Annotated in this window: 13 protein-coding genes and 1 tRNA gene; 5 read left to right on the top strand and 9 right to left on the bottom strand. The window is 70.8% G+C overall.

Going from position 1 to position 13,508, the window contains the following annotated elements; translation table 11 throughout:
• Window positions 1–80 precede the first annotated feature (80 nt).
• Window positions 81–2,999 (top strand): UPF0182 family protein, encoded by a 2,919-nt coding sequence (locus ACPEH0_RS01435; RefSeq protein WP_366213199.1) that lies wholly within the window; start codon window positions 81–83, stop codon window positions 2,997–2,999.
• A gap of 25 nt (window positions 3,000–3,024) precedes the next feature.
• Here ACPEH0_RS01435 and ACPEH0_RS01440 read toward each other — a convergent pair whose 3' ends face one another.
• Genes ACPEH0_RS01440 through idi form a run of 7 tightly spaced genes read right to left on the bottom strand, consistent with a single transcriptional unit; the run spans window position 3,025 to window position 8,598 of the window.
• Window positions 3,025–3,900: a prenyltransferase gene (locus ACPEH0_RS01440; RefSeq protein WP_366213198.1), complete on the bottom strand. Its 876-nt coding sequence runs from the start codon at window positions 3,898–3,900 to the stop codon at window positions 3,025–3,027.
• A complete protein-coding gene (locus tag ACPEH0_RS01445; RefSeq protein WP_366213197.1) occupies window positions 3,897–4,220 on the bottom strand; it encodes a lycopene cyclase domain-containing protein in 324 nt (107 codons plus the stop codon). The genes ACPEH0_RS01440 and ACPEH0_RS01445 overlap by 4 nt, the downstream gene beginning before the upstream one ends.
• Entirely contained in the window at window positions 4,217–4,552 is a 336-nt protein-coding gene (locus ACPEH0_RS01450) for a lycopene cyclase domain-containing protein (RefSeq protein WP_217530211.1), read from the bottom strand. Before ACPEH0_RS01450 ends, ACPEH0_RS01445 begins: the two co-directional genes overlap by 4 nt.
• Before the next feature lie 5 nt (window positions 4,553–4,557).
• On the bottom strand, window positions 4,558–6,111 hold the full coding sequence (crtI, locus tag ACPEH0_RS01455; protein WP_366213196.1) for a phytoene desaturase family protein: 1,554 nt from the start codon (window positions 6,109–6,111) through the stop codon (window positions 4,558–4,560).
• Window positions 6,108–6,992 (bottom strand): phytoene/squalene synthase family protein, encoded by an 885-nt coding sequence (locus ACPEH0_RS01460; protein ID WP_366213195.1) that lies wholly within the window; start codon window positions 6,990–6,992, stop codon window positions 6,108–6,110. The genes crtI and ACPEH0_RS01460 overlap by 4 nt, the downstream gene beginning before the upstream one ends.
• On the bottom strand, window positions 6,989–8,053 hold the full coding sequence (locus tag ACPEH0_RS01465; protein ID WP_366213194.1) for a polyprenyl synthetase family protein: 1,065 nt from the start codon (window positions 8,051–8,053) through the stop codon (window positions 6,989–6,991). The genes ACPEH0_RS01460 and ACPEH0_RS01465 overlap by 4 nt, the downstream gene beginning before the upstream one ends.
• A complete protein-coding gene (idi, locus tag ACPEH0_RS01470; RefSeq protein WP_366213193.1) occupies window positions 8,050–8,598 on the bottom strand; it encodes an isopentenyl-diphosphate Delta-isomerase in 549 nt (182 codons plus the stop codon). Before idi ends, ACPEH0_RS01465 begins: the two co-directional genes overlap by 4 nt.
• Window positions 8,599–8,669: 71 nt before the next feature.
• On the opposite strand from idi, the gene ACPEH0_RS01475 reads away from it, so the two are divergent.
• Window positions 8,670–9,143: a MarR family winged helix-turn-helix transcriptional regulator gene (locus ACPEH0_RS01475; protein ID WP_366213192.1), complete on the top strand. Its 474-nt coding sequence runs from the start codon at window positions 8,670–8,672 to the stop codon at window positions 9,141–9,143.
• 68 nt (window positions 9,144–9,211) lie between these two features.
• Here ACPEH0_RS01475 and ACPEH0_RS01480 read toward each other — a convergent pair.
• A tRNA-Met gene (locus ACPEH0_RS01480) sits at window positions 9,212–9,285 on the bottom strand.
• An 83-nt stretch (window positions 9,286–9,368) separates the two neighbouring features.
• On the opposite strand from ACPEH0_RS01480, the gene ACPEH0_RS01485 reads away from it, so the two are divergent.
• Together ACPEH0_RS01485 and ACPEH0_RS01490 are read left to right on the top strand one after the other, a co-directional pair.
• Window positions 9,369–9,878: a DUF6328 family protein gene (locus ACPEH0_RS01485; RefSeq protein ID WP_311862414.1), complete on the top strand. Its 510-nt coding sequence runs from the start codon at window positions 9,369–9,371 to the stop codon at window positions 9,876–9,878.
• Window positions 9,875–10,684, top strand: a complete 810-nt coding sequence (locus tag ACPEH0_RS01490) for a carbon-nitrogen hydrolase family protein (protein ID WP_366213191.1) — start codon at window positions 9,875–9,877, stop codon at window positions 10,682–10,684. The genes ACPEH0_RS01485 and ACPEH0_RS01490 overlap by 4 nt, the downstream gene beginning before the upstream one ends.
• A 15-nt stretch (window positions 10,685–10,699) precedes the next feature.
• Here the strand turns inward: ACPEH0_RS01490 and ACPEH0_RS01495 are convergent, their stop codons facing one another.
• Window positions 10,700–11,908 carry an aminotransferase class I/II-fold pyridoxal phosphate-dependent enzyme gene (locus tag ACPEH0_RS01495; RefSeq protein WP_366213190.1) on the bottom strand — a complete coding sequence of 403 codons (1,209 nt, stop codon included), beginning with the start codon at window positions 11,906–11,908 and terminating at the stop codon, window positions 10,700–10,702.
• A 147-nt stretch (window positions 11,909–12,055) separates the two neighbouring features.
• Between ACPEH0_RS01495 and ACPEH0_RS01500 the strand changes: the two genes are divergently transcribed.
• Entirely contained in the window at window positions 12,056–13,507 is a 1,452-nt protein-coding gene (locus ACPEH0_RS01500) for a S1C family serine protease (RefSeq protein ID WP_366213189.1), read from the top strand.
• Window position 13,508 lies beyond the last annotated feature (1 nt).

Raw genomic sequence — 13,508 nt, forward strand, 5'->3', positions numbered from 1 at the left:
GGCATCCCGCCCCTGCGATTCCGCCCAGAGCGCACCGCGCCCCGGCCGTGCGCCCGATGACCCCCGCCTAGGATGAAAGGGTGACCTCGACACCTGCCGGGCCTGCCACGTCCACCCCTCCGAATCCTGTTCGTCGCACGATCGCCATCACCGTCGGCGTGCTCGTCGTCCTGGTGATCGCGTTCTTCGCGTTCGCGGGCCTGTACACCGACTGGCAGTGGTACCGGCAACTCGGTTTCGACGGCGTCCTGGTGACGCAGTGGACCGCCCGCGTGGTCATGTTCCTCGTCGGCTTCGCCGCGATGGCGCTGCCGGTGTTCGCGGCCATCCAGCTCGCCTACCGGCTCCGTCCGGTCTACGCGCGACTCAGCTCGCAGCTTGACCACTACCAGGAGGTCGTCGAACCGCTGCGACGCCTGGCGATGTGGGGCATCCCGGTCTTCTTCGGCTTCTTCGCCGGGTTCGCGGCCTCCGCGCAGTGGGAGACGGTCTGGCTCTGGGCGAACGGCGTCTCCACCGGCCAGAAGGACCCGCAGTTCGGTCTGGACACCGGGTTCTACCTGTTCCAGATGCCGTTCTACAGCGTCGTCCTCGGGTTCGCCTCGGCCGTCCTGCTCATCTGCCTGCTCGTCACCGTCGTCGTCTCCTACCTCTACGGATCGGTGCGCGTCGGCCAGCGCGAGCTGCGCATCTCGAAGGCCGCCCGCATCCAGCTGGCCATCGTCGCGGCGCTCTACCTCGCCGTGCAGGCCGTGAGCCTGTGGCTCGACCAGTACAAGACCCTCACGACGCAGGGCGAGCGCTTCACCGGCGCGAGCTACGTCGACGTCAACGCGGTCATCCCGGGACTTGCGATCCTCTCCGTCGCCGCCGCCATCGTCGCGGCGCTGTTCATCGTCACCGCGATCATCGGCCGCTGGCGCTTCCCGCTCATCGGCACCGCGCTCCTGATCGTCTCCTCGCTCGTGGTGGGCGTCGCCTACCCGTGGGCGGTGAGCCAGTTCCAGGTGGCGCCGAACCTAGAGACCTACGAAGCGCCCTACGTGGAGCGGAACCTCGAGGCGACGAAGTTCGCCTACGGCATCAATGGGCTCGAGAAGACCCCGTACGAGGCGGTCACGACCGCCGAACAGGGGCAGCTCCGCGCGGACGCCGACACCACGGCGTCGATCCGTATCATGGACCCCGCCATCATCGGTCCGACGGTGCGCCAGCTCGAGCAGTACCGCTCGTACTACCAGTTCCAGAACCCGCTCGACGTCGACCGGTACGAGATCGACGGCAAGACGCAGGATGCCGTCGTCTCGGTGCGCGAGCTCAACCTCGACCAGCTGGGCACCGCGCAGTCCTGGTACAACAACACCCTCGTCTACACGCACGGTTACGGTGTCGTCGCGGCCAAGGGCAACGAGCGCACGGACGACGGCAACCCCGTCTTCCTCGAGCGCGGCATCCCGACCGCGGGCGACCTCACGCAGAACGAGGAGTACGAACCGCGCATCTACTTCGGCGAGTCGTCGCCGCCGTACTCGATCGTCGGAGCCCCCGAGGGCAGCGACCCCGTCGAGCTGGACTACCCCCGCGGTGAGGACGGCGCCGACCAGACCCGTACGACGTTCGCGGGCGACGGCGGCCCGAACATCGGCAACCCCTTCAACCGGTTGCTGTACGCGCTGAAGTTCCAGTCGACCGACATCCTCTTCTCCGACGGCATCAACGAGAAGTCGCAGATCCTCTACGACCGCAACCCGCGCGATCGCGTGCAGAAGGTGGCGCCGTACCTCGAGCTCGACAGCGACCCCTACCCGAGCGTCGTCGACGGTCGTGTCGTGTGGATCATCGACGGCTACACCCTCAGCAACAACTACCCGTACTCCTCGATCGTGAGCCTGCGGGATGCGATCTCGGACACGACCAACACGCAGCCGCGCGTCGCGCTCGACGACGTCAACTACATCCGCAACTCGGTGAAGGCGACCGTCGACGCCTACGACGGTTCGGTGACGCTGTACGCGTGGGACGACCAGGACCCGCTGCTGAAGGCGTGGCAGAAGATCTACCCGTCGACGCTGAAGCCGGTGAGCGAGATGTCCGGCGACCTCATGAGCCACGTGCGCTACCCGACGGACCTGTTCAAGGTGCAGCGCGCCATGCTCGGGACCTACCACGTCGACGACGCGCAATCCTTCATCCGCCGCGACAACGCCTGGCGCACCCCGCAGGACCCGGTGACGCCCGCCAACCTGCAGCCGCCGTACTACCTGACGATGCAGATGCCGGGGCAGGACCAGCCCTCCTTCTCCATGTTCACCTCGTTCATCCCCGCCTCGGTCGGTGAGGACGAGCGGAACGTGCTGCTCGGCTACCTCGCGGTCGACTCGAACGCGGGATCCGAGGCCGGCAAGAAGGGCGAGGACTACGGCACGCTCCGCATGCTCGAGATCGGGGCGGACGTGTCCGTTCCCGGTCCCGGACAGGTGCAGAACGAGTTCCGCTCGAACGCGAGCGTCGCCCGCGAGGTCAACCTGCTGCAGCAGGGCCAGTCGGACGTCCTGAACGGCAACCTGCTGACTCTGCCCGTCGGCGGCGGTCTGCTGTACGTGCAGCCGGTCTTCGTGCAGGCCTCCAGCGGAACGCAGTTGCCGCAGCTGCGGAAGATCCTGGTCTCCTTCGGCAAGCAGGTCGCCTTCGAGGACACCCTCCAGCAGGCACTCGACAAGCTCTTCGGCGGCGACTCCGGCGCGACCGCGGGCGACGACGGGACGACCCCGACGCCGTCGGCGACACCCGGCGCGACCCCGTCGCCGGAGCCGACGGACGGCACCTCCACGCCGCCGGCCGGTGTCGGCGACGAGACCGCCCGCCTGCTGCAGGAGGCGCGCGAGGTCATGCTCGCCCGCGACGACGCGATGCAGAAGGGCGACTGGGCCGCCTACGGCGAGCAGGATGAGCGGCTCACCAACATCATCGACCGGCTCATCCAGCTCGACGGGGAGTGACCCCGACCGATCGGGTGGTGGCGGCTCAGCGGACGAGCAGCCACCACCAGATCAGCAGCAGCGTGACGAGGAACCCGGCGATCTGGTTCAGCCACAGGAAGCGGTCCCAGCCGCGGGTGGCGGCTGCGGCATCCGCGTCGCGGATCGAGCGGTACGGCCAGACCGTGACGAGATACGGGATGGCGACGATCGCGGCCAGCGGTCCCGGCCATTCCGTGGCGAGCATGAGCGCGCCGGCGGCCGCGTAGGCGACGAGCGAGAACCGCACGGTCCACGCGGCGCCGCGCGCGGTCGCGATCGAGGAGATCGCCGCCTCGCGGTCGGCGACGACGTCCTGCACGGCGCCGAACGCGTGCGACGCCACGCCCCAGAGGGCGAACGCGACGATTACGAGGACGAGCTGCGGCATCCACATCGCGCCGGTGAGGACGAGCGCGTACACCGCGGGCGAGAAGAAGTGGATGCTGCTGGTGATCGAGTCGGCGAACGGCCGCTCCTTGAGTCGCAGCGGCGGCGCGCTGTAGAAGACGACCGCGAGCAGGCTCAGGCCGAGGACGAGCCAGGATGCCGGGTGCCCCGCGATCACGAGGGCGATGACGAACGGGGCGCAGAGCAGCACGGACGCCCTGAGGACGGCGGGGTGCAGCCGCTTGTCGAGGATGGCTCCGTGCGCGCCGCCCTTGCGGGGGTTGCGGAGGTCGGACTCGTAGTCGAACACGTCGTTGATGCCGTACATGGCGACGTTGTACGGGATCAGGAAGAAGATCGTCCCGATCACCAGCACGAGGTCGATCTCGCGTGCGCTGAGCAGGTACGCCGCGGCGAACGGGTAGGCCGTGTTGATCCAGCTCACCGGTCGTGAGGAGATGAACAGCTGACGGACGAACAGCGCCGGGCTCATGCGGCATCCCGCTGGGAACGACGGCGGGGCGCGGGGAGGAGGGCGCCGATCGCGGGCAGCAGGAACGCCGCGCAGATCGGGTAGGCGAAGTCCTCGATCGGGGCGAGGCCGATGCGGATGCCGCTGATGTGCTGCTCGGGGTAGGTGAACAGGTCGGCGGCGATCATCAGGTTGTCGAACACGGCCGTGAAGGCGATGAGGACGATCGCCGTCCACAGGGAGGCCTTGAGGCGCGCCGCAGCACCCGGGCGCCGCGCGGAGACGAGGGTCACGACGGCGGTGACGAGCGCGAACGGGACGACGAGGAGCGGATACGTCACGCCGCCTCCCGCCCGGCACGTCGCTGCGCGGCGACACGCAGGGCGATCGCGTGCACGACGAGCGTCAGGTGGCACAGGAAGGCGAGGAAGACCGGTTCCTCGAGCGGGAGGTGCGGGGCGAGGTCCACGCCGAGCAGCAGCGGGCTGTCGCCGCGGACGAAGACGCCGCTCGCGATGCCGGCGATGTCCCAGACGAGCAGGAAGACCGTGCCGCACGCGATGAGCAGCAGCGTCCGCCTGGGGGCGGCACCGAGGGCGAGGCGATGCCGGAGGTCGACGGCGAGCACCCCGAGCGCCGAGACGATCAGGGCGACGAGGTACAGTCCCGCCACGGCGCTCAGCCCTTCGCGTGCGCCGGGGTGGGCAGCTGCCCCGTGGAGGTGTCGCCGTCGAGCAGTTTGACGACGAGCTCCGCCGAGATGAGGCACATGGGCAGGCCGACGCCGGGGAGCACGGTCTGGCCGGCGTAGAGCAGTCCGTCGACCTTCGAGCGCAGGCCCGGTCGGAACATCGCCGACTGTCGGAGCGTGTGCGCGAGTCCGAGCGCCCCGCCCCGGAACGAGCCGAAGTCCGCGGCGAAGTCGCCGGGCGTGATCGTGCGACGCACCCGGACGCGGTCGGCGAGGTCGGGGACGCCCGTCCAGTCGGCGATCTGCGCGATGACGGCGTCGGCGGCCGCCTCGATCCGGGGGTCGCCGGCGCCGTCCACGCCGCCGCGGCCGAGCTCGGGAGCGGCGGGCATGGGGACGAGGACGAAGAGGTTCTCGTGCCCGGCCGGCGCGACGTCGTCGTCCGTCGCGCTGGGGCGGCAGATGTAGAGCGACGCGGGGTCCGGGATGCCGTCTGCGGCTCCCTCGCCGAAGATCGCGTCGAAGTTCGCCTTCCAGTCCTTCGTGAACAGGAGGGTGTGGTGCTCGAGCTGGGGAAGTTCCCCCTCGACGCCGAGGAGGATGAGCAGCGCGCCGAACGACGGCGTGCGCTTGTCCCACCACGCGTCGCTGCGCGAGCGCAGCTCCGGCTCGAGGAGGACCGTCTCGGTGTGGTGCATGTCCGCCGTCGAGATGACCTGGTCGGCCGCGACGACGGTGCCGTCGGCCAGGCGGATGCCGGTGGCCCGGCCCCCCTCGGTGAGGATCCGTTCGACCGGGGTGCCGGTGCGGATCTCGGCGCCCCGGCCTTCGGCCAGGCGCGCGATCGCCCGGATCACCTGCACGAGGCCCCCGCGCGGATAGAGCACGCCGTCGTCGAGGTCGAGGTGGCTCATGAGGTGGTACAGGCTCGGCGCGTCGTAGGGCGATCCGCCGAGGAAGACGGCCGGGTAACCCAGCACCTGCTGCAGCACGGGGTCGGAGAACTTCTTCTCGACGTGGGTCGAGAGGGGGCGCAGGAGCAGCGGCAGAAGGGTGCCGAGCTTGCGGAGGACGTCGGGGTGGGCGAGGCCCTTGAGGGACACGTACGGGTCGTACAGGAACCGTGAGACGGCGAGGTCGTAGATCTCGCCCGCCGAGTCCAGGTACGTCGCCAGCTCGGCGCCGGCGCCGGGTTCGCGCGCCTCGAAGGCCGCGACGGCGGCATCCCGCCCCGACACGACGTCGAAGGGCTCCCGCTCGCCCTCGTGGTAGACGCGGTAGGCCGGTTCGAGGCGCACCAGGTCCAGTTGTTCCCGGGCGCCCGTGCCCAGGAGGGCGAAGAAGTGGTCGAACACCTCGGGCATGAGGTACCAGCTCGGGCCGGTGTCGAACCGGAAACCGTCTTTCTCCCAGCTCCCGGCACGCCCGCCGACGTCGTCCAACGCCTCGAAGACGGTCACCCGGTCACCGCGGTCGGCGAGCAGCGCCGCGGTCGCCAGGCCTGTGATGCCGCCACCGATGATCGCGATACGCCGGCTCATTCGGGGGTTCTCCGGTTCTGTCGTGTCGTGCGAGGCGTGAGGGGTCGACGGTGCGCGACGGCCGCGCGGGCGGCGATCGCCGCCTTGACCGGCGTGGGCACGCGGACCCGGACGCTGAGGTCCTCGGCGCGGCGCAGCCGTTCGGTGAGTTCGGCGAAGAGGCCGTGCGCGGTGGCGACGGCGACCCGGCAGTCGGCGGGGAGGAGCGGGATGGTCGCGGCCGCGGCATCCAGGTCCCCGTCGATGCGCGCGAGCACCTCGCGGCGGCGCGTCGCGCCGTCGCCGACACCGAGGTAGTCCCGTCCCAGCCGCCCGGCGTCGTCGGCGTGGTCGCGGAGGAAGTTGATGTCCTGGAACGCCGCGCCGAGCCGACGCGCCCCCGTGACCAGGACGGCGTCGGGGGCGCGGGGGACTCCCGCGCCGGCGTTCACGAACACCTGCAGACACATGAGCCCGACGACCTCCGCCGAGCCGTAGACGTAGTCGTCGTGCGACGCCTCGTCGTGCTCGGCGCGCTCGAGGTCGGTGCGCATCGACGCGAAGAAGGGTTCGATGTGGTGCCGCGCGATGCCGCACTCCCGCGCCGTCCGCGCGAACGCGTGGACGATGAGGTTCGCACTGAAGCCGCGCTCGATCGCGGCGTAGGTCTCGGTTTCGAGTGCGTCGAGCACGTCGCGCTGCTCGCCGAGCGGGACTCCCGCAGCGGAGGCTGCGCCGTCGACGATCTCGTCGGCGACGCGGACGAGGGCGTAGACGTTCCGCACATGCGGCCGGACGCGCGGCCCGAGCAGGCTCGTCGCGAGGCCGAACGACGTGGAGTAGGCGCGGATGACGGATGCCGCGGCGGCGACCGCCGTCTCGTCGTAGAGCGTGTCGGTCATCGGGGGATGCGGTCCTCCACGGCGGCAGCGAGTGCGGCGAGGAGGACGACGGCGTCGCGGGGGAGCGCGGCGTCGGCGGCGAGGGTCCGCGCGGAGCGCAGCGTCTGCGCGATCATCTCGACGGTGCGCTCCCGGGCGCCGCTCGCCGTCAGCTCGCGCTGGGCGTGTTCGATCGCGATCGGGCCGGTGGGGGCCATCGCCAGGGCCGAGGCGATCTGGGGCCAGGCCTCGGTCTCGGCCGCCATCGCGATGAGAGGGGTCCGTTTCGAGGCGCGCAGGTCCGCGCCGGGTTCGCGCCCGGCCTCGGCACGGGTGCCGAAGGTGCCGATCAGGTCGTCGGCCAGCTGGAACGCCACGCCGATGGCGGACCCGGCCGCCTCGAGCGCCGCGCGCTGGTCGTCGTTCGCGCCGGCGAGCAGGGCGCCGGCGGCCAGCGGCGCCTGGAACGAGTAGAAGGCCGTCTTGTCGCGCGCGGTGCGCAGGAGCGTGTCCGTCGGCGGCAGGTCCGCGCCGATGGACTGTTCGACGTCGGCGAGCTCCCCGGCCGCCGAGACGAGGACCGCGTCGTCGAGCAGGACGAACAGGGCCGCACGCTGGGGCGACGTGGCGGGTGCCGTCGCGATCAGCCGGGTCGCTTCGAACAGGAGCAGGTCTCCCGCGAGCACCGCCGCCGCCGACCCGAGCAGTCGTGATTCGTCCTCGTCCCCGCCCCGCACGCGCGCGCGTTCGCGGAAGCGGCCGACGACGTTCGGGATGCCGCGCCGCTCGACGTCGCCGTCGATCAGGTCGTCGTGGACGACGAAGGCGGCGTGGAGCAGTTCGAAGGCGGCCGCGACGCGCCACAGGCCGGGGGAGTGGCCGGCATCACCGCCGAACGCCTCGAAGGCGGCGACGACGAGCGCGGGCCGGAGGCGCTTGCCGCCCGTCGCAGAGGCCGCGGTGGCGTCCCCGAGAGCCGCCGATGCCTCGCCGAGCGCCGCCGAGCGCACCCGGAGCCGCTCGAGCGCGACCTCGAGCGCATCGTCGATCTCCCGCCAGGCGGCGGGGGGCAGGCCGATCACGAGGCCCTCCGTTGCTCGTGCGGGGCGAACAGCTCGAGCTGCTGCGCCTGCAGCACGAGCCACGGGCTGAAGGCCCACGGCGTCGTCGTGAGCGAGGCATCCAGGTCGGCGGGGTCGACCCAGCGGGCCTCGGCGACCTCGTCGGGGTTCAGCCGCGGCTCGTCGTCCGTGTAGGCGACGTAGACGGGGCAGATCTCGTGCTCGACGATGCCCGAGGCGTCCGTGGCCCGGTACCGGAAGAGCGGGAGGGCGAGCGAGACGTCGCGGAGGGTGAGGCCGACCTCGAACGCCGCCCGACGGTGGACGGCGTCGAGCACGGGTTCGGCGGGGGCGGGGTGTCCGCAGAAGGAGTTCGTCCAGACGCCCGGCCAGGCGGTCTTGCTGAGCGCGCGTCGAGTGACGAGCAGCTGCCCGCGATCGTTGTAGACGTGGCACGAGAAGGCGAGGTGGAGTGCGGTGTCGGTCCCGTGCACGCTAGCCTTCGGAGCCGTGCCGATGTCGCGTCCGTCGTCGTCCAGCAGAACGACGTACTCGATGTCCGACACGATTCCTCCGTAATTTGCTAGATTATCTAGCGATCAATCGACATGATACAGACCGACCGGAAAGGTGTCCAATGGTGGCGGAACCATGGATTCCGGCCAACGAGCGCGACGTCGTTGTGCTCGGCGCGCTCGAGGCGGTGCGGGCCTTCTCGGACGCCTTGGACCGAATGTTCGCCTCGATGCGCGGCGACATGGACATGAACACGACCGACCTCGCTGCCCTCCGCATGCTCATCGTCCGCGAGCAGCACGGCGAGGTCGTGAAGCCCCACGATCTCGCGACGCACCTCGCGATCTCGACCGCATCGACGACGAAACTGCTCGACCGGCTGACAGCCGACGGCTACCTGGTCCGCAAGCCCCACCCACACGACCGACGGTCGCGGATCGTCGCGCTCACCGACGAGGCGCGTGCGACCTTCCGGAAGCACTTCGGGGAACGGCTGCGGCGGATGCGGGAGGCGACCGAACCGTACTCCGACGACGAACTGCGCACGATCGTGCGGTTCCTCGCCGACATGGAGCGGGCGATGCTGGCCGAGTGACGGCTCGATCCGTGGTTCGAACGCGAAGAAGGCGCCCCCTCCGGAGAGGGAACGCCTTCTTCTTCTTGTTGCGGGGACAGGATTTGAACCTGCGACCTCTGGGTTATGAGCCCAGCGAGCTACCGAGCTGCTCCACCCCGCGGCACAAGAGAAAACACTAGCACGGGTTTCGCGGGCACGCGAATCGGTCCGAGGATGCGGCCCGTTGTCGGCAGGATGGAACGCATGGTCCGCCGCGACACCGATGCCTCCGCCGACGCACAGCCCGACGGGCGGGACGAGACCCGCGACGAACGGGCCGACCGCAACTGGAACGAGGTGCTGCAGGAGTTGCGTGTGCTGCAGACGGGCACGCAGATCCTCACCGGCTTCCTCCTCGCCCTCGCGTTCCAACCCTCCTTCGGCGACCTGGAGTCCTCGCAGCGGCTCGGGTACCTCGTGCTCGTGGTCCTCTCGGCGCTGAGCGCCGTCGTGGCCCTCGCCCCGGTCTCGGTGCACCGCATCCTGTTCGCCCGTCGCGCCAAGCCCGCCATCGTCCGGTTCGGTCATCTCTGCATGATCGGCGCGCTCGTGTTGGTGTCGGCCCTGCTGGTCGGCGTCGTCACGTTCGTGTTCGACGTCGTCGTGGGCGGTGCGGCATCCTGGGTGGCGGGAGTCGGCCTGGCCGTCGTGATCGCGGCCCTCTGGCTCATCGTCCCGCTCGTCACGCGCCGTCGCTCGGAAGGCACTCCATGACCGTCACCCCGCTCGGCCTCGCGGTCGCGCAGTTCGCGCCGGCCGCCGATGACGCGGCCAACCTCGACACGATCGCCGACCTCGTCGCGCGCGCCGCCTCGCGCGGGGCGCGGATCGTCCTCTTCCCCGAGTACGCGAGCTACTTCGTCGACCCGTTCGACGCCTCGCTCGCCGCGCACGCGCAGGACCTCGACGGCCCCTTCGTGACGGCGCTCACGGATCTCGCCGCCCGCCACGGCGTCCACATCGTCGCGGGCCTCGTCGAACGGGCCGCGAGCAGCGATCGCGTGCGCAACACCGTCGTCGCCGTCGACGCCGGCGGTGTCGTCGCGCGCTACCGGAAGCTCCACCTTTATGACGCGTTCGGGCAGCGCGAATCGGACTGGGTGGAGCCGGGCGGGATCGAGACGCCCGAGACGTTCGAGGTGAACGGCATCCGATTCGCCCTCATGACCTGCTACGATCTCCGCTTCCCCGAAGTCGCCCGGATCCTCGCCGACACCGGCGCACACGTCGTGCTCGTGGCCGCCGAGTGGGTGCGGGGCCCGCTCAAGGAGGATCACTGGCGGACGCTCCTGCAGGCGCGAGCGATCGAGAACACGCTCTACGTTGCCGGCGCCGATCACCCGCCGCCGCTCGGCGTCGGGCACTCCGTGGTCATCGATCCGCTGGGCGTCCCGGTGGCCTCCATCGGCACCGCCACCGATGTCGCGGTGGCCGCCGTCGACGCCGCGGTGGTCGACCGCGTGCGACGGGTCAACCCGGCGCTAGCGCTGCGCCGCTACCGCGTCGTGCCGCGGGAGTGAGGTCCCGGACGGGTCTCACCGAGCGGATGCCGCGAGGCGCCGCGCCGCCTCGGCGATGACGTCCGTCCGCTTGCACGCCGCGAACCTCACGAGGCCCGCGTAGTCCGCTCGATGGTCCTCGGACACGAAGGCGGTGAGGGGGATGGCGGCGACCCCCACTCGTTCGGGCAGCGTGCGGCAGAACCCGGCCGCATCCTCTCCCGCATCCAGCAGCGGACCGACGTCGGCGACGGTGAAGTACGACCCGGCCGGCGTCGACACGTCGAAGCCGGCGGCGATCAGGCCCTCGCCGAGCAGGTCACGCCTCTCCCGCTGCGTCGCGGCGAGGTCGTCGAAGTAGGCGTCCGGCAGCCCGAGGCCGACGGCGATCGCGGGTTGGAACGGGGCGCCGTTCACATACGTCAGATACTGCTTGACCGCGAGGACGGCGTCGACGAGGTCAGCCGGGCCGCTCACCCACCCCACCTTCCATCCGGTCGTGCGGAAGGTCTTGCCGCCCGAGGAGATCGTGAGGGTCCGCTCGGTGGCGCCGGGAAGCGTCGCGATCGGCATGTGCGTCCCGTCGATCACGAGGTGCTCGTAGACCTCGTCGGTGACGATCAGGGCGTCGTGGTGTGCGGCCAGGCGCACGATCTCGGCGCGCACCTCCGCGGAGAACACCGTTCCGGTCGGGTTGTGCGGGTCGTTGACGAGGATGATCCGGGTCCGCTCGCCGACCGCCGCGCGCAGATCGGCGAGGTCCGGTTCGAGGTCGGGCCAGCGCAGCGGCACCGGGACGAGCCGGGCCCCCGCGAGGGCGATCGCGGCGGCGTAGGAGTCGTAGTAGGGCTCGAAGACGACCACTTCATCGTCCGGTCCCTCCAGCAGGGCCAGCAGGGTCGCCGTCAGCGCCTCGGTCGCTCCCGCCGTGACGAGGATCTGCCGCTCGGGGTCGAGGCCGATGCCGTAGAAGCGGTGCTGGTGATCCGCGACGGCTTCTCGGAGCACCGGCATTCCCCGTCCCGGCGGGTACTGGTTGACGCCGGAACGGATCGCGTCGACGGCAGTGGCGAGCACCTCGGCGGGACCGTCCTCGTCGGGGAAGCCCTGGCCGAGGTTGATCGCGTCGTGGCGGACGGCGGCGGCGGTGATCTCCGCGAAGATCGTCGCCGCGAGCGTCCCGTCGGGGGCGAGGAGGCCGGCGCCGCGGGCTGCGCGTTGCCAGGCACCGGGGATGTGCAGCACCGGCCCAGCGTATCGCCCGGCACCGGGCGGCTTCCGCGGGCGCGACCCGGGGCGTCATCCACTCCCATAGGCTGATCGGAGGGTCGGCATAGCTGGCCCACAGACTCCGGGAGCACTCTGAAGTCGCCTCGAAGAAGGAGCAGTCCCATGAGCGATTCGAACATCCCCGACCCGAACACGTCCGGCGCCCCCGTGCCGCCGCGTCCGCCGCTGCCCGACTCGGGCGCCGCCGGTCCGTCGGCCGCCGGCCCGCAGGCATCCGGCGCCCCGCACGCGGGCGGTGGTTGGTTCTCGCACGGCTCGCAGGCGAGCGGACAGCACGCACCGGGAGCGAGCTTCTCCGGTCAGCCGACCGCACCCCAGCCCGACGCTCACGCGCCCCGTGCGGCCGAGGCCAAGGTCGGATCCGGCAAGATCGTCGCCGTCCTCGTCGCCGCGGCCATCGTCGGCGCGGTGTCTGGTCTCGGCGGTGCCGCGATCGGCAACGACATGTTCGCTGCGAACAGCAGCACCTCGGTGTCGCGCGGATCGACGACCGTCACGGTCAACGATCCCGACAACGTGAACCAGACGACGGGGATCGCGGCCAAGACCCTCCCGAGCGTCGTGACGATCAGTGCGACGTCGTCGGACGGCGGCGGCACCGGATCGGGTGTGATCCTCAGCTCCGACGGCTACATCGTCACGAACACGCACGTCGTCACCCTCGACGGGGCGAGCTCGGATGCGGCCCTCCGGGTCACCACGTCGGACGGCCGCGTGTACGACGCGAAGATCGTCGGGACCGACCCGATCTACGACCTCGCCGTGATCAAGCTGACGGGGGCGAGCGGGCTGACCCCGATCACCTTCGCTGACTCGAGCAAGCTCAACGTCGGTGACACGACCGTCGCCGTGGGCGCTCCGCTGGGTCTGTCGAACACCGTCACCACCGGTATCGTCAGCGCGCTGAACCGCTCGATCCAGATCGCGTCCTCGGCCGTCCCGGACTCCGGTGAGCAGCAGCAGGACCAGGGCCAGAACGGCGAGTCGCCGTTCCAGTTCGACTTCGGCCAGGGTCAGGAGCGCGGCTCCGGATCCTCGGGCACGATCTCGATCGCCGTCATCCAGACCGACGCGGCCATCAACCCGGGCAACTCCGGCGGTGCGCTCGTCGACGACACCGGCGACCTGATCGGCATCAACGTCGCGATCGCGACGGCGGGCGGCGGCTCGTCCTCCTCGAGCGAGGCGGGATCGATCGGCGTCGGGTTCTCCATCCCGTCGAACATCGTCAAGCGGGTCACGGACGAGATCATCGCGGACGGCTCCGCCAGCCACGGTCTGCTCGGCGCGATGGTCGGCAACGCCGCGGACGCCGAGAACAGCACCGTCGCGGGGGCCCTCATCAGCGACGTCACCTCGGGTGGTGCCGCGGCGCAGGCAGGACTGAAGGCGGGCGACGTCGTCACCGAGTTCGACGGCGTCCCGGTCCGCGACGCGACCGATCTGACCGCCCAGGTCCGTGCGCTGGCGGCGGGCGCGAAGGCCAGTCTCGTCTACGTTCGCGACGGCAAGACGCAGAGCGCCGATGTCACCCTCGGCGAGCTGACCGAGTAGC

Origin of the sequence: Microbacterium sp. NPDC079356, assembly GCF_049545465.1 — a bacterium.
Classification (GTDB): domain Bacteria; phylum Actinomycetota; class Actinomycetes; order Actinomycetales; family Microbacteriaceae; genus Microbacterium; species Microbacterium gawkjiense.